At 55.6% G+C, this 18,469-nt stretch carries 13 protein-coding genes and 8 pseudogenes; 11 read left to right on the top strand and 10 right to left on the bottom strand.

All coding sequences use genetic code 11. From position 1 onward, the window contains the following. Together J5289_RS18865 and J5289_RS18870 are read left to right on the top strand one after the other, a co-directional pair. On the top strand, window positions 1-1,659 hold the full coding sequence (locus J5289_RS18865; RefSeq protein WP_209207472.1) for an IS66 family transposase: 1,659 nt from the start codon (window positions 1-3) through the stop codon (window positions 1,657-1,659). Further along, window positions 1,659-2,243: a plasmid pRiA4b ORF-3 family protein gene (locus J5289_RS18870; protein ID WP_219276597.1), complete on the top strand. Its 585-nt coding sequence runs from the start codon at window positions 1,659-1,661 to the stop codon at window positions 2,241-2,243. Before J5289_RS18865 ends, J5289_RS18870 begins: the two co-directional genes overlap by 1 nt. Window positions 2,244-2,369: 126 nt before the next feature. On the opposite strand, the gene J5289_RS18875 is transcribed toward J5289_RS18870, so the two are convergent. Then, window positions 2,370-2,726, bottom strand: coding sequence for an alpha/beta fold hydrolase (locus J5289_RS18875; RefSeq protein ID WP_209207660.1), 357 nt, complete (start codon window positions 2,724-2,726; stop codon window positions 2,370-2,372). A gap of 54 nt (window positions 2,727-2,780) precedes the next feature. Here J5289_RS18875 and J5289_RS18880 point away from each other — a divergent pair. From J5289_RS18880 to J5289_RS18890, 3 genes and pseudogenes are all read left to right on the top strand, one after another. Next, window positions 2,781-3,263: pseudogene (locus tag J5289_RS18880) on the top strand (transposase); the annotation flags it as partial. Window positions 3,264-3,883: 620 nt separating this feature from the next. Continuing rightward, window positions 3,884-5,395: a group II intron reverse transcriptase/maturase gene (ltrA, locus tag J5289_RS18885; protein ID WP_247750787.1), complete on the top strand. Its 1,512-nt coding sequence runs from the start codon at window positions 3,884-3,886 to the stop codon at window positions 5,393-5,395. An 84-nt stretch (window positions 5,396-5,479) separates the two neighbouring features. Next, window positions 5,480-6,007 (top strand): annotated as a pseudogene (locus tag J5289_RS18890) (transposase); the annotation flags it as partial. A gap of 78 nt (window positions 6,008-6,085) precedes the next feature. Here J5289_RS18890 and J5289_RS18895 read toward each other — a convergent pair. Beyond that, window positions 6,086-7,306, bottom strand: a complete 1,221-nt coding sequence (locus tag J5289_RS18895; RefSeq protein ID WP_209207699.1) for an IS110 family transposase — start codon at window positions 7,304-7,306, stop codon at window positions 6,086-6,088. A gap of 262 nt (window positions 7,307-7,568) precedes the next feature. On the opposite strand from J5289_RS18895, the pseudogene J5289_RS18900 reads away from it, so the two are divergent. Then, a pseudogene (locus J5289_RS18900) lies at window positions 7,569-7,784 on the top strand (transposase); the annotation flags it as partial. 71 nt (window positions 7,785-7,855) lie between these two features. Here J5289_RS18900 and J5289_RS18905 read toward each other — a convergent pair. The 3 genes and pseudogenes from J5289_RS18905 to J5289_RS18915 form a co-directional block, all read right to left on the bottom strand. Further along, a pseudogene (locus tag J5289_RS18905) lies at window positions 7,856-8,269 on the bottom strand (alpha/beta fold hydrolase); the annotation flags it as partial. A 372-nt stretch (window positions 8,270-8,641) separates the two neighbouring features. Then, the gene (locus J5289_RS18910; protein WP_209186534.1) at window positions 8,642-9,256 is read right to left on the bottom strand and encodes an O-methyltransferase; all 615 of its coding nucleotides are present in this window, start codon (window positions 9,254-9,256) and stop codon (window positions 8,642-8,644) included. A gap of 57 nt (window positions 9,257-9,313) precedes the next feature. After that, window positions 9,314-9,946 (bottom strand): TetR/AcrR family transcriptional regulator, encoded by a 633-nt coding sequence (locus J5289_RS18915; RefSeq protein WP_209186533.1) that lies wholly within the window; start codon window positions 9,944-9,946, stop codon window positions 9,314-9,316. A gap of 306 nt (window positions 9,947-10,252) precedes the next feature. On the opposite strand from J5289_RS18915, the gene J5289_RS29315 reads away from it, so the two are divergent. Further along, window positions 10,253-10,387, top strand: a complete 135-nt coding sequence (locus J5289_RS29315; RefSeq protein ID WP_257623452.1) for a hypothetical protein — start codon at window positions 10,253-10,255, stop codon at window positions 10,385-10,387. A 5-nt stretch (window positions 10,388-10,392) separates the two neighbouring features. On the opposite strand, the gene J5289_RS18920 is transcribed toward J5289_RS29315, so the two are convergent. The 5 genes and pseudogenes from J5289_RS18920 to def all read right to left on the bottom strand — a co-directional run bounded on the left by J5289_RS18920 (window position 10,393) and on the right by def (window position 13,252). Continuing rightward, window positions 10,393-10,623 carry a hypothetical protein gene (locus J5289_RS18920; RefSeq protein ID WP_209186532.1) on the bottom strand — a complete coding sequence of 77 codons (231 nt, stop codon included), beginning with the start codon at window positions 10,621-10,623 and terminating at the stop codon, window positions 10,393-10,395. A 737-nt stretch (window positions 10,624-11,360) separates the two neighbouring features. Further along, a complete protein-coding gene (locus J5289_RS18925; RefSeq protein WP_209186530.1) occupies window positions 11,361-11,573 on the bottom strand; it encodes a DUF982 domain-containing protein in 213 nt (70 codons plus the stop codon). Between the two features lie 180 nt (window positions 11,574-11,753). Beyond that, window positions 11,754-12,094 (bottom strand): annotated as a pseudogene (locus tag J5289_RS29320) (LysR substrate-binding domain-containing protein); the annotation flags it as partial. Between the two features lie 107 nt (window positions 12,095-12,201). Then, window positions 12,202-12,614 (bottom strand): annotated as a pseudogene (dnaE2, locus tag J5289_RS18930) (error-prone DNA polymerase); the annotation flags it as partial. Between the two features lie 149 nt (window positions 12,615-12,763). Further along, window positions 12,764-13,252: a peptide deformylase gene (gene def, locus J5289_RS18935; RefSeq protein WP_209186529.1), complete on the bottom strand. Its 489-nt coding sequence runs from the start codon at window positions 13,250-13,252 to the stop codon at window positions 12,764-12,766. A 1,590-nt stretch (window positions 13,253-14,842) separates the two neighbouring features. Here def and J5289_RS18940 point away from each other — a divergent pair. From J5289_RS18940 to J5289_RS18950, 4 genes and pseudogenes are all read left to right on the top strand, one after another. Beyond that, on the top strand, window positions 14,843-15,496 hold the full coding sequence (locus J5289_RS18940) for a TetR/AcrR family transcriptional regulator (protein ID WP_209186528.1): 654 nt from the start codon (window positions 14,843-14,845) through the stop codon (window positions 15,494-15,496). Window positions 15,497-15,588: 92 nt separating this feature from the next. Next, window positions 15,589-17,364, top strand: a complete 1,776-nt coding sequence (locus tag J5289_RS18945) for an ABC transporter ATP-binding protein (RefSeq protein ID WP_209187835.1) — start codon at window positions 15,589-15,591, stop codon at window positions 17,362-17,364. Window positions 17,365-17,771: 407 nt separating this feature from the next. Beyond that, a pseudogene (locus tag J5289_RS29325) lies at window positions 17,772-17,825 on the top strand (hypothetical protein); the annotation flags it as partial. 40 nt (window positions 17,826-17,865) lie between these two features. Continuing rightward, window positions 17,866-18,357, top strand: a pseudogene (locus tag J5289_RS18950) (transposase); the annotation flags it as partial. Between the last annotated feature and the right edge of the window lie 112 nt (window positions 18,358-18,469).

The following is an 18,469-nucleotide window of genomic DNA, read 5'->3' on the forward strand; positions in this document are numbered from 1 at the left end:
ATGGAAACCGGCTCGGGAAATCACCGTGATCATGCTGCAGCCCTGGAAGCAGAGCTAGCGATTGCGCGGTCGGAACGGGCTACTGCTTTGGCCGAATTGGCTGTTGCCAAGGCCAAGGAGGCCGACGATCAGGCCATCATTCTTCGCCAGAAAGTCTATATCGAAAAGCTGCAACGGGAACTGCGCGGTCAGAAGTCGGAACGGACAGCGCGGCTGATCGCGCAGATGGAGCTGATGCTTGAGGACGCCGAAGCGGCGGCGACTGAAGATGAGCTTGCCGCCGAAATGGCCGTTGCTGCAGCTGCTGCGATTGCGGTCACCGGCTTTACGCGCAAGCGGCCCGTCAAGAAGCCTTTCCCGGAACATCTTCCGCGTGAGCGTGTCGTGGTGCCTGGTCCGGTTGCCTGCAGCTGCTGTGGCGGTGAACGGCTTCGCAAGCTCGGCGAAGACATCACCGAAACGATGGAGAGCGTACCGCGTAGCTGGAAGGTCATTCAGACGGTGCGGGAAAAGTTCACCTGCCGTGACTGCGAGAAGATCAGTCAGGCACCTGCACCCTTCCATGTCATACCGAGAGGATGGGCGGGTCCGAGCCTTTTGGCGATGATGCTCTGCGACAAGTTCGGCCAGCACATTCCCCTCAATCGCCAGGTCGAACGTTTTGCCCTGGAAGGTGTGCCAGTCAGTCTGTCGACAGCAGCAGACGCGATTGGCGCGTGCTGCCAGGTCCTTGCCCCGCTTGTGAGGCGGATTGAAAGCCATACGTTCGCGTCTGAACGGATCCACGGTGATGATACGACCGTGCCGGTTCTCGCTCTCGGCAAGACCGTCACCGGTCGGATATGGAGCTACGTCAAGGACGATGCTCCGTTTGGCGGAACGGCGCCTCCGTCGGCGATGTTCTATTATTCCCGGGACCGGGCCGGCGAACATCCACAGGCGCATCTGGCCAATTATAGCGGCATCCTTCAGGCGGATGCCTATACGGGCTATGGCCAGCTCTATCTTCCTGATCGAAGTCCGGGCCCGATTCATGAGGCGGCGTGTTGGGCGCATGCCAGGCGACCATTCTTTGCGCAAGCCGATTTGGAGGCCAACGCGCGCCGAAAAGCGCAGGGTAAAAATGCCGCCGTCATCTCGCCGGTCGCCTTGAACATGGTGCAGCGGATCGACGCACTGTTCGAAATCGAGCGCCATATCAATGGCCGTACGGCCGATGAGAGAAAAGCAATCCGCCAGCAGTTGTCAAAACCGCTGATCGACGACATGGAGATATGGATACGCGAACACCGCGCCAGGTTGTCGCGCGACAATGACTTGGCAAAGGCGTTTGACTACATGCTGAACCGCTGGGAATCGTTCACCCGTTTCCTCGACGACGGGCGCATTTGCCTGTCGAACAATTGTGCGGAGCGATCTCTGCGCGGTGTGGCACTCGGACGGAAAGCCTGGCTATTTGCCGGTTCCGATCGAGGGGGCCAGCGGGCGGCGGCCATGTACAGCCTGATAGTCACCGCGAAAATGAATCGCATTGACCCACAGGCCTGGCTTGCCGATGTCCTTGCCCGCATCGCCGACCATCCAGTCAGCCGTCTTGATGAGCTTCTCCCCTGGAATTGGCGGGAAACCACAACATCGCCACTGAGGCAGGCGGCCTGATGGCAGGTCCTCTCGTTCGCTTAAAGATCATGCTCGATGACGTTGATCCCTTGGTGATGCGGCGCGTTGTCGTCCCATTCCGCATTCGGCTTGACCGGCTTCATGAGGTTCTTCAGGAGGCTTTCGGCTGGACGAACAGCCATCTGTATGAGTTCAGGATCCGTGACATCGGGTTCGGCGTGCCTGATGGCGGCTTTGATGGTCCCATCGATGCACGCAAAGAAACGCTTCTTGCTGCCATAGAAGATATCGGCGCGAAATCATTCAAGTATCTCTATGACTTCGGCGACGGCTGGACGCACACCGTGAAAATCGAAAAGGTTTTACCGGCGACCGCCGGCTTCGACGATCCCTTCCTGCTTGACGTTGTCGGACGATGTCCACCGGAGGATGTCGGCGGTCCGTGGGGTTATGAAGAGTTCCGCGAGGCCATTGCGGACATCAACCATGAGCGTCACCACGAACTTGTGGAATGGTGGGGCGATGCGCACTACGATCCTGGCGATGTCGACGCCGGCAATCTCCGCAAAAACGTCGAGGCCTTAGCTGCAAAATGGAAGCGCCGATCGCGAAAGAAAAGCTGAACCTGCGGTCCTCGGCGAATGCATACGGCAAATCGTAGTCCTCGCTTGAGTGACTGATCGACGGCCCTTTCGACAGGCAAACAAACCGCTGTCAATCATTCGCATACCACAAGGGCGGGGAAGCCGCTATTTCGTCCGATAGCCCGCCGCTTCCAAAATGAGGTTTGCGACACTCTGGGCATGTGACAGCATTGAGACATGGCTGGAGGCTAATTCAACCGTTGTTGCGCCCATACGCTTAGCAAGAAAGCGTTCGAGGTCTGGCGAACTCGTCTTATCATTTTGAGAAACGGCATACCAACTAGGCTTACTGTGCCAAGCAGCCTTTGTCGTCTTAACCGTATAAAGAGAATCCGAAGCTGGTCCCTGTACTGCGTAAAGAGCTCTTGCCTGCAAAACGGGTAAATCACCGACGAAGTCTTCTATAAACGCTTTTTCACTGATCGTGTCCCAGCGCGTGGTGTATCTGGGTTTCATAGCCATCGGTGTTTTCCGGTAGGGTCGGGTTGCTTATGACCAACCTGAAGGACACCACCGATGACCGACGACATGATGAACCTGCGCTCGCTTGTTGAGAAGAGCGCCGATGCGGATTTGCTGCGCGAGATGATTGGCTTTGCCGCCGAGAAGCTGATGGCACTGGAAGTTGGGGCCGCGACGGGTGCTGGCTATGGCGAGAAGACAGCGCTTCGTCTCGCCCAGCGCAATGGCTACCGCGATCGCGACTGGGAAACGCGAGCCGGAACAGTGGAGCTGCGCATTCCCAAGCTGCGAACAGGTAGCTATTTCCCGAGTTTCCTGGAACCACGCCGCATGGCCGAGAAGGCTCTGACGGCCGTTATACAAGAGGCCTATATCCAGGGCATCTCGACGCGATCCGTCGATGACCTCGTAAAGGCCATGGGCATGTCGGGCATTTCGAAGAGCCAGGTTTCACGGCTCTGCGAAGAGATTGACGTTAAGGTCAAAGCCTTTCTTGACCGCCCCATCGAGGGTGAATGGCCATACATCTGGATCGACGGTGCGCCGTGCGGCGCGGGAGGTGCGTATGATTTAGTGTAACCTCTCAAGCTTGCCGATTTTTGACCGACGGCTGCGATGCCGTCCGATTTGCAGGAGCAGTAGATCGAAGGGGGCCAAGAAGCCTAATCGGGCGTCGCCGATTGGGTTGCATAAGCAGATTGGCCTTAACTGTACCGGATGCGGGCCATCAACCGCGGGCCGGGCTACCGCAGTGCCCATGGCGAGACAACGAAGTGAGCGTCAGAAGCCTCGAAACACAGAAATCGCTTCCATTAGCGTGATGGCGTGGAGGCACGAAAGAGCGATCAGAGGCGGTAAGGCTCGTCTATCCTTACTGCCGGGTTCTCGAAGAGACCCGAGATGGGACTGGCTCCTATGCCCCATCTCCCGCATTGCACGGGGTAGAGCTCACCGCCTAACGGCACAAAGGTTGGAAATCGGAACACGGGAACTTGGATCGTTTGCCCGGTCGGAAGCCGGGCTCGCTGCGACGGCCAGATATGGACGACACCAAGGGCGGAGCTTTCGTAGTAGTCGGAGTGCGGGAAAGCCGCATACAGGGCGAAGGAAAGCAGGAAGACGATAGGATTGCAAAGACGGAGGAGTGATCTGTGGACATGGATCATCGGGCAGACAAAGTCTGGGTACTCGGCATTCAAAGCAAACTCTATCAGTGGAGTAAGGCAAATCCCGACGACCAGTGGCGCGACATGTGGGGTTGGTTGACCGACCTCAGAGTGCTCCGCTATGCCTGGCATCGTGTTGCCTCCAACAAAGGAGGGCGCACTGCCGGGGTCGACGGGATGACGGTGGGACGCATCCGGAACCGGAGTGAGTATCGCTTCCTTGTCGATCTTCAAGCTGATCTGCGCAGTGGTGCATATCAGCCAAGTCCGGCCAGACGCAAACTGATTCCAAAGGCTGGGAAACCAGGGCAATTCCGGCCCTTGGGCATCCCCACCATCAGAGATCGCGTCGTACAAGGCGCGGTCAAGATTCTTCTGGAGCCTATCTTCGAGGCGCAATTCTGGCATGTCTCTTATGGGTTCCGACCCGGTAGAAACACGCACGGTGCCTTGGAGTACATTCGTCGGGCAGCCTTGCCCCAGAAACGGGACAAGGACACCCGGCGAAACCGGCTGCCGTACCCTTGGGTGATCGAGGGGGACATCAAAGGGTGCTTCGACAATATCAATCATCATCACCTGCTCGAGCGGATGCGCAAGCGTATTGGCGATCGACGAGTGGTGCGATTGGTCGGATCCTTCCTGAAGGCCGGTGTTTTGACGGAGGATCAGTTCTTACGGACGGACGCCGGTACCCCTCAAGGCGGGATCATCTCACCATTGCTTGCGAACATCGCCCTTAGTGCGATCGAGGAGCGGTATGAAAGGTGGGCCTATCACCGCCGAAAGACCCAAGCCCGTCGCAAAAGCAACGGGGTGGCGGCAGCGGCGAGCGCCCGCGACAGTGATCGCATAGCAGGACGCTGTGTGTTTCTGCCGGTGCGCTACGCCGACGACTTCGTAGTTTTGGTGTCTGGATCGCTGGAGGAGGCTATGGCAGAGAAATCCGCTCTGGCCGACTACCTGATCGAGACGACCGGGCTAACGTTGTCGCCGGAAAAGACAAAGGTAACGGCCATGACAGAGGGCTTCGAGTTTCTCGGATTCCGCTTCAGCGCGCATTGGGATAAACGCTACGGCTATGGCCCGCGCGTTGAAATACCCAAGGCGAAGGCCGCCAACCTGCGTCACAAGGTCAAGCAACTGACGCAGCGTGACAGCATATCCGTCAGTCTTGGCGAAAAGCTCCGGAAGGTGAATTCCATCACCAGCGGATGGGCGAATTATTATCGCTACTGTGTCGGCGCTGGCCGCGTATTTGTCGATCTCGACTGGTATATTGGCCTGCGTCTTTACTGCTGGCTACGTAAGAAACGTCCAAAGGCAACACCCAGCGAACTGTGGGGCTCAAAACAGCCAAGCAGGCGCCGGGCGACGAGACGGGTTTGGCGAGAAGGGTCCATTGAGCAACAAGTGCTCGGCTGGACACCTGTCGAGCGATACCGTCTCGCGTGGATGGACATGCCTGACTTTGCCATGTCTTCTGGAGAGCTGGATGCGTAACGAAAGGCGCACGTCCGGTTCGGCGAGAGGCGATGCGAAACCTGCCGTCGTAATGCGGTAAGGCGCGCATCGCCTACTCATCCCACCTATCTCAAGGTGAGGCGTGGTGGACGCATCGTGTCGGTGGCGGCCATCATCGCCGTCGGTGCCAACACAGATGGACGCCGGGAGGTGCTTGGGCTGGAGATCGGGACGTCCGAGGCTGAGCCAATCTGGACGGAATTCCTGCGCAAGCTGACGCGCCGGGGCTTGAGGGGTGTGAAGCTCGTCGTCTCCGACGCCCATGAGAGCATCAAAACGGCCGTCAGCAAGGTGCTTAATGCGACCTGGCAGCGTTGCCGCGTTCACTTCATGCGCAATGCCCTGGCGCATGCAGGAAAGAGCGGGCGGCGCGTCGTCTCCGCCTTCGTCGCCACAGCGTTTGCCCAGGAGACGCCGGAGGCTGCCAGCACGCAATGGCGCAATGTCGCCGACCAAATCAGGCCGAAGGTGCCAAAACTTGCCAATCTGATGGATGAGGCAGAGAACGATGTGCTGGCCTATATGACCTTTCCCAAGCAGCACCGGGCAAAGCTGCACTCGACGGATGAGATCGACAAGCGCTTTGGTCAAAAATATGGTACTTTTCTGGTGCGCTGATGACCTCGAGGCGAGGCGCGGTGCATGGGCTGAAAGCACCGTAAGGCCACCTCATTCAAGCCTTGCCGGATTGAGGCGTTCGCGCGCCTTGTCATCAGGCGGGCGCGGACGCCAGGTGTCGACAAAGCGTTCGTAGCCCTTTTGTGCTTGCTCAGCGACTCGCATCTCTTGATCGCGGAGCTTTTTGACGTTGTAGGCATAGGCAGGTCCAGGTTTGTTGCCCTTCTTCTGTGGTTTCCCAGCCTGCAATTCCATTGCCCGCATTTTGTGTGCGACGAGACTAGGACGAGCCCAGAGATAGTCGGCCTGCTTGGTCAACATGTGCCAGACCAGAACCGTAAGCTTGCGCGCTACTGCAACAGCAGCGACCTGGTGACCGCGTTTGGCTCTGATCCGGACAAAGAATGCATGCAGCGGCCCCGGCGCTTTGGCTGCCGCCCATGCGGCCTCTACCAGCATGGCCCGCGCATGGCTGCGGCCGATCTTGCTGATGCGTCCGTGATGAGCAGCGCCAAGTCCAGACTGGCGAACCCGCGGATTGAGCCCGAAGTAGCTGACCAGCTTCTGCGGGCTTTCAAAGCGACTGATATTACCGATAGCGGCCATTAAGCCCGTCGCCACGGTGAGATCGACGCCTGTGATTGTGAGCAGCCGCTTGACAGCGGGATCATCCATCGTGCCTTCAGCAATTTGCCGATCGAGCACCGCAAGATCTTCCCCGAGCCTGTCGAGTTCGCGTACATGCCGCTGTATCGCAAGTTGCTCATCATCAGGTAGAGGCTGGCGTTTAAGCCATTCACGCCCGCGGCCGTTAAACAGGTCGGCATGTGGGCACTTCGGGATCAGGTGAGCATTCAAGATTGAATGAACCTCGTTCTTAATCCGCGTCCGATGACGCACGACCTGATAGCGACGGGCCACCAGCCTTCTCATGCGTTCTGTGGCGGCGTCTGGTGTCCAGATTTCCGGCAGATACCCAGCAGCATAAAGGTTGGCCAGTGTGCCGGCATCGATCTTGTCGGTCTTTACGTGCGCCTGTGCGATCGCTTTGACCTGCAGGGGATTAGCTATCACGACCCGTCGCACGAATGGCGAAAGGACGCGAGATACAGCCATGCAGTTTCCTGTCGCTTCAATGACAACTTCGTCTGTTGACGTTAATGTCTTGCCGAACCCCTCAAGAGCTGTTCGTGTCATGTCGACGCGGCCACCATGGCGGAGCCGGCCGTCTTCCCAGAAAACCACCTCGCCAAACGTTCGGTGGATATCAATTCCGATAACCCGTCGCATAAGCGCCTCCTGTCGATTGAACAACGGGAGCTGCGGGCGACACGACAACTACGGATTCGCGCTCTCGGCGCAACCGGGCGAGTCGCAGAGGCGGCCAGCTACTAACACGAGCTCGCAGCTCATCGTATGCATCGGCCTGCCCGCACCTTCGTGCTCCCGGTGCCTCTGTCCCGGATGCTCGCAGCATACGCCGCAATCCTCAAAACTGCAGCAGGACATCGGCACCGAAGGTCTTATACCGGTTACAAATCCCATCGAACGCCTAAACGGTGAGATCAAGCGCCGCACCGAGGTGGTTGGCATCTTTCCAAACGAGGATGCCATCATTCGGCTCGTCGGCGCTCTGCTCCTCGAGCAGAACGATGAATGGGCCGTCCAGCGGTCCCGCTATATGACGCTGGAAACAATCGCCCAAATGAGCGATGATCCCCTCATCAGCATGCCAGCAGTGGCTCGTTGATATTCCCTCCGGCCAAGACCGGGATATGCCGTGGATGTCAAAAGCTACACCACGCTACGGGACACGATCTTTTCACTCAACTGCGCGAACCCACCTTCATGGATCGTACCCTGGCTCGCTGGAGTGGCCGGAAAAGTCTTACCTAATGCAGCGAAGTCCTCGCCAGCTTCCGGTGCTCTAGCAGCGATATAGACAAGCGCGCTGACCTTCGGATCATCGCCAGTTTCGCTGATCACAGCACCGCCATAGGAATGTCCAACGAGTACCGTAGGGCCATCCTGTTGTGCTAGAATGCGATCAGTTGCGTCCACGTCGTCCTTGAACGAGGTGAGGGGGTTCTGCACCGCAGTAACGTGCAGGCCTGCTTTCTGTAAAAGCGGGATCACCTCGGACCAGCTTGAGCCGTCGGCATAGAGTCCATGCACAAGAACGACGTTGTGAGCCTTAATAGGAGCCTTTGTTTCGGCCATGGCCGGGACCGCCATGAGCGCGACAAAGGCTGTCGAAGCGACGAAGCGGTTTATTTTGATCCAAGATTTCAATGAACTGATCCTTATAGTCACATGGAGTGGGATACTCCAATAATGGTATTCGGGGCGCACCTGCTGTTCGTTACTCCGTCACGCGAACGTGATAATATCCGTAACCCGCATATCAAATCATGAGACAGGCATAAGCACTGGTCGTACCGGCGAGAAAACGCCAGCAGAGGACCCTGGATGCCCGGCAAACGATCACTAACCAGCAAGCAGGATTGTACATGGGATTGACCAAAACGCATCGCAACGAGCCGGCAGCAGCATGGCTGGCTTCAGCACCAGCACCGCGTCACGACTTGATAAAGAGCGTCATGTGCTTCACGGGTCGTAGCGACTGACTTCGAGGCCGCTGCCGACCGGCAGCATCACGCTACTGATGCCCGGCATGGCACGGATGCGGGCTGCATATTCCTTCACATTGCCGTCGCCACCGCGTACCATATTGTCGGCGACAATGATCGCGCCGCGATTCAGCTTTGGATAGAACACTTCCAGGCAGGGCACATAAAGATCCTTCCAAAGATCCAGCAGTATCAAATCGATCCCGTCAGGCAGCTGCGAAATCATCTCGATGGCATCGCCGACTTTGAAGTCGATGAAGCTATCAAGTCCTGCCCTTTCGGCCATCTTGCGCGCATAGTCGGTCTTGTACGCGTGCAGTTCCATGGTGATAAGCCGGCCGCCGGAAGCCCTCGCTGCTTCTGCGAGCCAGATGCCGGAATAACCAAAGGACGTGCCGATTTCGAGAATGGTCGGTGCCTTGATGCTTTTCGCAAGGACGTTCAGCAGTTGACCGGTTGCAGGCCCGACAGCGCGCATGCGCTGGTCCAGCCCACCATCGCGCCCGCCCGGAGGCATTTCGCGCGGCTCGTTCTGCTGTTTGCGGATCACTTCGTGATAGTGGTCGAGGACAGCCCGGACTTTGTCATCCATATCTTTTTCTCCGTAAATATCGGTACCTCAAGCAGCGCCGCAGCACTTCGAACATCTTCATGCTCGCCTCACTCCATTCAGGAAAATTTCCAATCGCTTTTTGATATGCAGTTTTCGAAGCTCCCGGTCCGCCGCCGCTTTCAGGCGCCGGCGTGGCAACAATGCACCGAAAACGATGTCCATCAGCATTCCCGAACAGACTGCTGGATCCTCGATTGTCAAACGGTCGGCTTCATTCTGGGACCTTAGCCACTCGATCAGATCCTCGCGGGCGCGGATGATGCCGTTGTCGTACAGGTAATCGGAAAGCTCGGGGAATTGCAGCGATTCACGCATGATCAGGTGCAGCAGCGCCTCTCGACGAAGCTCTGCGGCTTCATCGATATCGAGCCGGAATATTCGCACCAGGGTGTCGAGCAGGGGCAACTGCTCCCGCGAGGGTCTTGGCAGGTCAAGAAAGATCGCGCCCTCGTTCCGAATGACCTCCGCAAACATTGCCGTCTTGTCGGTGAAGACTTCATAGATCGATCGCTTCGAGACCTTTGCTTTGGCCGCAACCACCTGTGTAGTCGTTCGGGAGAAGCCGAGTTCAACGAAAGCTTCCTGGGCTGCACCCAGGATGGCTTTGCGCCGCTCGTTTTCGGAAAATACCCTGGGGCGCCCCCGTCGTCCACGCGGCGGGCCGGCCATACCATTGTCTGTTTCCTCGATTGACAATCCGATGTTCCCGACTTTTCGTTCGACCTTTGAAGAACGACGATTTATTTCAATTCGGACGGCTCGGTATCGCTGTTCCCGAGACGATCGCATGAAGCTGATCGCGCAAGCATGCCTAGCCCTTCGCATGCGTCAACAGCCAATCCCTTGCTGCTTTGATGTAAAAGAACTTTCACGCCGACCCCATGTGATCCGGGGACGCCTGTACTGTCGAAGCGGAGCTCCGGCTCGGCATTCGTATAGATAGCCACCACGGCCTTTTGTTCGGGGGGTTCCGTAGTGACGTTTTTGTCGGGCGCGTTTGCCATTCCCGGGAAGAAACCTCGGGCAGCGGGAAATACGCTGGTGGAGCAGATATCGTTTGCCAAGGCTGCCGGCATCGATATCAGCGTCGTATCCGCAGCAATTCCATAAACCTTCTAGCCACCACGGGTGACTTCGCAAACCGCGAAGATGCCCTGAATTCCTCGCACTTTTGCTTTCCGCCCACCTGAGCCGATGCAGGTTTCCAGCGTGACCGGGGACGCTGTCAAAGCCGTATTTTTCGTCTCCACAGCACTAATTTCCTCCGCATACAGAACCACCGAACTCAAAACGCCCGCAACTGCCGCCTCAACAGCCAGAAACTCTAGCCTGGATACGTTCGCCATGAGTACGGTCCTTTTTCTGCCAAAGGAATTAGAAAACGATCACCGGACGATAGCAAACAATAATGATACGCTTCAAGTACCAAAAAAATAAAAAGCGATGCGGGTTGGAAAAATCTGGAATGTGGGGCTTGTCTGTTCTGGCTCGGGGCTTCTCAGCTCGACTTCTGGCGAAATCGGCTTGGATTGAGCGTTGAGAGAAATCAACTGCTCAAGGCGAGCTCGGGAAATTGCGGGGGCAGGGAAACGCATTATATATCTCTCGATTAAAGAGCCTTGATCCTGGCCAACTTTTGCTGGTGGTGCAACCACCCACACCTTCTGTTCCCCAGCGAATTGAGGGAGTACTTGAACCTTGTCTACCTTCGAGGTATCTGGCCTTTCGCCAGTCTGCAACTAGCCGTTCGCGCCTTCGACATCCCCGGCGACCGGTGCAGATTCGGTGTGATAGCCCAGTCGAGATGCCCGATGTCGCTCTTACTCAATACCTTGGCGTAGCGTAACGACCGGGGGTGTCCTTCGTATATCTTTAAGCGCGACTATGGTTATGCGCGGCGAATCCTCGGATTGTCGGGCCTATTGTCATCACCTTTAGCCGGGAAGAGCGTAGGATGACCTAGCTTTCTGGAACGTCTATCCTCGACGCGAGAAAGACAACTTTATTCGCGGCTGATGTGAATGCGAACAACGTCATCAACTCTTGCAATTTCTACTGATGCTTCACGCGCCGCTCGCACAAGTCAGGTTCTCGCCGCATCAGGCTCGATGAAGCCGCCCAAAACCAGCGCGCAAGCTCGCAACGCGTTGTCGTAATGCCGGCCGCGCATCCATGGCCATTCGGAAATGAGAACTTGAGCAGCATCACGTGCATCAAATATCATACGCTCTTTTGCGATTTGAGCACTGGGTAAGAGAACAACAGGCACGTTCCATTTGGAATTTTCCATGCCCATACAGCTATTCCAAGCGAATATTGTTCCGTCACCACCTAAAGAAGCGTTCGATACAGACATAAGGATCGGTTGAAATTCTAAGCTTTGGTGGTGATCTAGTTCGCAACCGCCCCTGCCGACTCTCTACGAGATCGGAGTTGACGGTCCTGATCCATTCAAGGCGGGCAAGGTGCACGCAGCTCACCCTCGGTAACGCAACGCCTCCAGCGGGACGGCAATGGCGGGTGAGGGCAAGCGCCGGCTGGGGTAGTAGAGATGGTAACCGGGGAAGGGGGGCACTCTTCAAGGACGCGAATGAGACTGCCTTCGCTAATCGCCGGTACCGCCATATCCGCAGTGACGAAGGCAAGTCCAAGCCCTGAGATGGCGGCTTTCAGCGATTGACTCCCGGTATTGAAGGTCAGCTGACCGTCGAGGCGCACGTTGAGCGCCTAGCCGTCTTTCTCGAATTCCGAGGCATAGAGCCCGCCGCAGGTCGGCAGGCGTAGGTTGATGCAGTTGTGTCCGATCAGGTCGGGTGGCGTCAGCCCTCCACTCACAGTCACCATGAGTACCGGCGGTATAGTCGGCCAACAAGGCTGGTGCGGACGGCTTCCTCTTTAGTTTTTCTGAAGTGCTTTGCTGTCTCCGATTTCGCCATGCAAGTCAGCATCCCGAGCGCCAGAACATCGAACCTCATGAATTTGAGGGCCTCGATGTCATTCTTGTCCCATTCCACCATATGACGGTCCTTCGTCGATGCCGGCTCGATCGGCACCAGATCATCCAGCCTGTCCTGCGGCAGAACGAAGCCGCCCGGATGCTGGCCAAGATGGCGGCGCGCGCCCATCAGCTGGGCGCTAAGATCCAATGCCCGCTTCAGGCGATGGTCGGCGGCGTTCATGTTGTTTTCTTTGAGCTGTTTTTCACCGATGCCTTCCGACCAGCCCCAGGCTCCCGAGGAAAGCTGGGTGATCAGATCTCAGGCAGCCCCAACACCTTGCCAACATCACGCAACGCGCCCTTGGCGCGATAGCGGGTGACGGTAGAGCAGAGCGCTGAGCGTGCAAGGCTGTAAAATTGGCTCTGTGCGGGTCCACTCACGGCCGACGATACATGTCAGGCGCCTCTCCTGACCATAGGGAGACTGCGCCGAACATACCGTCAGAGATAGGGGGCGGATCTTGACACGCGCAAGCAGGCCTTCTGCGTCACGCAGATTCCTGCGGTTCGCGGGGTACTGGCTCACCATGGTCCGTTATCAAGGTCCCATTGAGATGATCGATCTCGTGCTGAAGACATGTGGCAAGGAGGCCTTCGGCTTCGAGAGTCTCCTTGCCGCCACCCAGCGTGTCGTATTCGACGGTGATCCTCGCTGGCCTGACGACGTCGACCATGGTGCCAGGAAGCGAAAGGCAGCCTTCCCTGAAAGTCGAACATTCCGTGGACGTATCGACAATCACTGGATTGATGAGAACCCGGGCATCCCGACGCGCCTCCTGGACGACCCCGACGTCGACGACTACAACGCGTTTCAGAATGCCGATCTGCACAGCCGCCAGCCCCACACCAAATGCGTTGTACATGGTTTCCAGCATGTCATCGATTAAAACGGCCGTCTCTGCGGCCTGGGGGGCAACCGCATCAGAAATCTGACGTAGTGCTGGGTCAGGTATTGTGATTATTGTTCTTAAAGTCATTTGAATCTCCAATCGTCATCGATCAAAGTGTGTGTTAAAATTAGGAGATGGAGAGGGTAAATTTCTTGTGGGTCTAAGATATGCTCCTTGTCCCGGTTTGGTTGTCACACGACAGACTGACCCGGCATCCGTTCGTTTTAGGCACTGCGTGCGCCATATTTTAGGTCACAATGTTCAAACCAGCGCCGGAAGTATTAGACAAAGCGGCGGGGATTCGGCTCTTTTACAAAATGATTTTTTGACCATGTAGTACGAGGATAACCTCACCACTTGAGATGGAAGGCACATTCATGATCGAATGATCTATTTCCGCTCGCTAGCCCTTCTTCAGCGCTGCCTTTACAGGGTTGTCCATCAAGAAAGCCGAGATCTCGCTTTCGTTCATTGGTGAGCTGATCAGGATGCAACTTGCTGCACTTGATCTTCGTACTTTTTTGGAACCCCGAGCCAGTCATCAGTCGTCTTACGCCACTGGCTAATAAACCCCAATTTTGTCGCATATTTCATCCGCCATTATGTTGCGCTGCAACCTCTCAACCGTGATCACGAATTCGTGAATTGGCAAATGAAGATTTTATGAAGCTTTATATGATTGGTTTCTTTGGATAATTTTTTACGAGGATGAATTGCCTCACGGTAGACTGCAATGTCTTGTCTCAAATTTTTTGCGCGCAGTCAGCTACCTGGCCTTTGGCCAGTCCGAGCGAGCCCATACTGTCGGCGTGTCATTGGCGTTTGTGAGCGCCAATCCGTCGTTTCCGAAGTGTGGATAGCTTGGCCGCAAGCGGCACTTGAAACATAGGTGTCATTGGCCAACTCCTTCTAATGAGCACGCAAGTTTCGTTTCATTGCAACCTGAAAAGACGCCGTGTCGGGCACAAGATACATGCCTGATCTCCATGTTGCGGTGGGTGTTGTTTTGTTGCGAAATGTTTATCTGGCCACTGGATTCAGCGGGCACCCATCGCAGACTAGAATATTTCCGCGAACTGAAGCCGAGAGGGCGCTTTGTGCCAGGAGAATGTAGTGAGTCATGGTGTGGCTTACGTCAGGTTGAACCACTATCGGGATGGGGCACGGGGTCCTGCCGAAACCAAGAGTGGCTACGGTCAGCGCGCGCCACTTATGCTCGAATTGGAATTCTGCGACAGTGCACATCGTTCGGAGTTAGGGTCTAATGACATCATTCATTCCACAAACAACAGTCGCTAAAGCAAAGGGTGTTGTCATTCCGCAGGACGAAAGAACGCCGCCTCGTAAATGCGGAATTTTTAATATCTTCTAACGAGTCTTCCGATCAGTCGGACTTCTCAACTGAAGCGTGCTCTGCCAGTTCAAATTGAAGCGACGCGAATTTTTCTTTCGGATTGTTGAAGAGCGATCTCACGGGCGAGGGTTTTCATATATCTGTGATGACTACGGTCTATCTGGCCAACGTAGCGCTCCTTAATTGGCTTGTTTAGGCAATGTGTCTGTCGGTATTTTGACATGAAAGGTTTAGGATGACAATGATCCCGTCTGAGCCGAATGGCGCGGTTTCAAGGGCGAAATTAAATCATAAACATTAGAAAATTTAGCGGACGACATAAATTGAAACAAGAAAAGACTACGGTTCCAGTCCCCGGGCGCTGGCCGGCAGGCGAAGACCCTATTAAGCGTAAGAAAATTCTGGACGGAGCCGATCAAGTCTTCATGCGCCTTGGCTTCGACGCGGCGAGCATGGACGACGTAAGGCGCCAAGCAGGTGTCTCCAAGGGTACGGTGTATGTGTATTTTGATAACAAGGAAGAATTATTTTCTGCAACTATTGAAAGGCAGCGAGCCACCTTCATTGCGACCATGAGGATGACTCTCGCCGAACATGGCCAATTGGAAAGCAGCCTCTATGATTTCGGTGTAACCTTCGTGAAACACATAACGGATGAGACAGTGATAACAGCTTTGCGAACCGTGCTTGGCGTGCGAGATCGAATGCCATCTCTTTGCACGCGTTTATTTAAAGGACCTGAGAACCTACGCAGCGTTCTGCAGGATTTTCTCTTACGGCATTCCAATGGGGGTGGTCTCGAAATCGACGATCTAGATCTTGCTGCTGGTCAGTATCTTGATCTCTGTAGTGGGAGCTTCTTTAAACTTCGTTTGTTCGGCAACATGAATGCGCCGCCTAATGATGTCGAGATCGAGCGAGTCATCACGGGCGCCGTGAAGACATTCCTTGCAGCCTACGGCTCTAAGCGCACGTAGTGCGGCAAGGCTTTCTCTGATGGGATTGCTTATCGCTCCGCCTTTGCAGCGCTAGTTTAACGTAACGGGCTGTTCAAAAAAGGGTATCTTTGTTGACGACTTGGAAAAAAATCGATTTTCGTGCCGATGCTTACCGCAACGTGTTAAGTTTTGTTTTTAAGCACTGGAGCCATCTGCCTGGTTTGGTGTTCCTGATTATAGCGTTGGTGATTTCGAGCACCGTTGCTGAAGTAATGATTCCGGTGTTTTCCGGTCAAATTATTGATGCCATCGCCGAGAGCAAATCGAGAGAGGGACCCTTGCGCGCGTTTGTAATCGTTGTGGCGTTAGGGCTGACCACCGTAGTACTTCGCTATTTCATATCCAGCAGCATCGTCAAGCTCACCCTGCGCACCATGGTAAAACTTACCAACGATGGTTTCTATAAAGTGCAGCGGTTCTCCGCCGAATGGCATGCCAATAGTTTCGCAGGTTCGACTGTCCGCCAAGTTACTCGCGGAATGTGGGCGCTTGACGCACTCAACGACCTGCTGTTGATAGCCCTCCTGCCTTCCATGGTGATGCTGATAGGCGCCAGTATCGTCCTTGCCAGCTATTGGCCGATCATGGGAATACTCGCAGGCGCGGGCTCGGCTATCTACATTGGCGTCACCGTAGCGCTTTCAGTTGGGTTGGTGTCGCCGGCGGCGAGACTTTCCAATGTCTGGGATACTAAGCTTGGCGGAGCGCTAGCAGATGCTATCGGTTGCAACGCGGTCGTTAAAGCATTCGGCGCCGAGCGCAGAGAAGAGGCGCGCCTGAGCCAAATCCTTGACCGATGGAAACACCGCACGCATCGGACTTGGAAACGCGGCGTCTTGGGCAATGCAGCCCAGGGCTTCATGATGGTCAGCTTGCAAGCAGGCATTTTGGGAACTGGCCTTATTATGTGGCGACGCGGCAGCGCAACACCGGGTGACGTTGCGTTTGTACTGGCCATGTATTTTGTCCTCCAGGGATACTTGCGAAATGTCGGCCAGGATATTCGCAATTTGCAACGTGCTGTAAACGACATGGAAGAGCTTGTTCTCCTCGAAAAAATGCCCCTTGGTGTCGAAGACCTACCCAACGCCTCGGTTGCAAGAATTTGCTCTGGGAAAATCGTTTTTGATCGCGTCACCTTCCGATATGGCGCCAAACCCGACCCGCTTTATAAAGAGCTTTCGGTTGCTATCAGCCCCGGTGAGCGAGTGGGCCTGGTGGGCCCGTCCGGTTCCGGGAAGACAACCTTTGTCAAACTTATCCAACGCCTTTACGACGTGAATTCAGGGAAAATACTTATTGACGGTCAGGATATTGCCTTAGTAACGCAAGCCAGTTTAAGGAGTCAGATCGCCATTGTGCAGCAGGAAACGGTCCTGTTCCACCGCACCATAGCGGAGAACATCGCCTATGGTCGACCTGGAGCCACGCGTCACGAAGTTGAGCGGGCAGCACAGCAAGCTAGCATCCATGACCTTATAATGACGCTGCCCAAGAGATATGAAACCACAGTGGGAGAACGAGGAATAAAATTATCGGGCGGAGAGCGCCAGCGGATCGCAATCGCTCGTGCCTTTCTTGCAAATGCGCCGGTTCTCATCTTCGATGAGGCGACCTCGAACCTCGACAGCGAGAGTGAGATACAAATCCAACAGGCTATGGAGCGACTGATGGTCGGCCGCACCACATTGGTGATCGCGCATCGATTATCTACGGTGCGGATGCTGGACCGGCTATTAGTTTTCGACAAAGGCCGTATTGTCGAAGAAGGCGATCACAATGAGCTCATGCGGCTCGATCAAGGAATTTATCACCGGTTATTTGACCGACAGAAGAATCCAATATAGGTCGCCGGTGCTCACTGCTTGCGATAATCCGCCCCAGCATTGAGGCTTGATGGCGGAGGATTGTTGTGTCCGAATAGTGGAGGACGTCAGGATCCTTGGGACTCTTCCTCGCATTTCCATGCCGTGGTTGTCCAGCGTGTTCATGCCGAATGTATTGGCACCTCGTAAGGAGGCATTGGAGAGCTCCTCTTCGAAGAGGCCCTTTCACTTCCCAATTGTTAGTGTCTGTTCAAGAATGGCGTGCGTGCTCGGGGTTAAGTGAAGGGCGGCAATCAGATTCTTTGTATTTTGCGACAAATACGGAGAGATCGAATGGCCTAGACACCCTTCACCCGGCGTCACCATGACAGAAGCCGCATGCGCTATGCGATCTGACTGATCGCGAATGGAGTGTGTTAGAGCCGTTCATGCCAAGGCAGCCTCGTCTTGGCCGTAGGCGCAAAACCTGTCTCCGCTCGGTAGTGGACGCTATCTTCTATCTGCTGCAGTCAGGCTGCCAGTGGGCATTGCTACGATATCGAGGATCGTATCCGCGGCATGCCAGCCGACGAGCGACGCGCACTGCGCCAGGAACATGCCAATCCCATCCTAAACGACCTGAAGGTCTGGATCGAGGCTGAGCTTGCGACGATACCGCAGAAACAGAAGCTCGCCGAAGCAATGCGATACGCGCTGTCGCGGTGGGCTGCATTGAGCGTCTACATCGATGACGGTCGCGATGAGATAGACAACAATATAGCCGAGCGCGCCATGCGTCCGCTTGGAATTGGCAGAAAAAATTGGTTATTCGCTGGCTCGGATAAGGGCGGCGAGCGTATCGCCAATATCCCCACCATCATCGAAACAGTCAATCTCCATGGCCACAATCCAGAGATCTACCTGACCGACGTTCTGAGCCGGATCCAAGATCACGCCAAGGATCGCCTTGAGGAACTGCTACCATGGAACTGGACCCCGGTAGAAATCCCGCGCGTCGCCATCAACCAAGCCTAAACCACGCGCCGACTTCAGTCGAAAATGCGTTCGCCGGACGCTTACGAAGAGCACGGTCTATCACTATTTCAAACGGTTCTGCCGGGACGGAACCTGGCGTCGTATCCATGAT

This window comes from Rhizobium sp. B230/85 (assembly GCF_019355735.1).
GTDB classification, from domain to species: domain Bacteria; phylum Pseudomonadota; class Alphaproteobacteria; order Rhizobiales; family Rhizobiaceae; genus Rhizobium; species Rhizobium rhododendri.

Excerpts from the sequence above, each read along its gene's own strand:
- J5289_RS18865 (WP_209207472.1), top strand. The coding sequence starts at position 1 with ATGGAAACCGGCTCGGGAAATCACCGTGATCATGCTGCAGCCCTGGAA.
- J5289_RS18870 (WP_219276597.1), top strand. The coding sequence starts at position 1,659 with ATGGCAGGTCCTCTCGTTCGCTTAAAGATCATGCTCGATGACGTTGAT.
- J5289_RS18875 (WP_209207660.1), bottom strand. The coding sequence starts at position 2,726 with ATGGCTATGAAACCCAGATACACCACGCGCTGGGACACGATCAGTGAA.
- ltrA (WP_247750787.1), top strand. The coding sequence starts at position 3,884 with ATGGATCATCGGGCAGACAAAGTCTGGGTACTCGGCATTCAAAGCAAA.
- J5289_RS18910 (WP_209186534.1), bottom strand. The coding sequence starts at position 9,256 with ATGGATGACAAAGTCCGGGCTGTCCTCGACCACTATCACGAAGTGATC.
- J5289_RS18915 (WP_209186533.1), bottom strand. The coding sequence starts at position 9,946 with ATGGCCGGCCCGCCGCGTGGACGACGGGGGCGCCCCAGGGTATTTTCC.
- J5289_RS18920 (WP_209186532.1), bottom strand. The coding sequence starts at position 10,623 with ATGGCGAACGTATCCAGGCTAGAGTTTCTGGCTGTTGAGGCGGCAGTT.
- J5289_RS18925 (WP_209186530.1), bottom strand. The coding sequence starts at position 11,573 with ATGGGCATGGAAAATTCCAAATGGAACGTGCCTGTTGTTCTCTTACCC.
- def (WP_209186529.1), bottom strand. The coding sequence starts at position 13,252 with ATGACTTTAAGAACAATAATCACAATACCTGACCCAGCACTACGTCAG.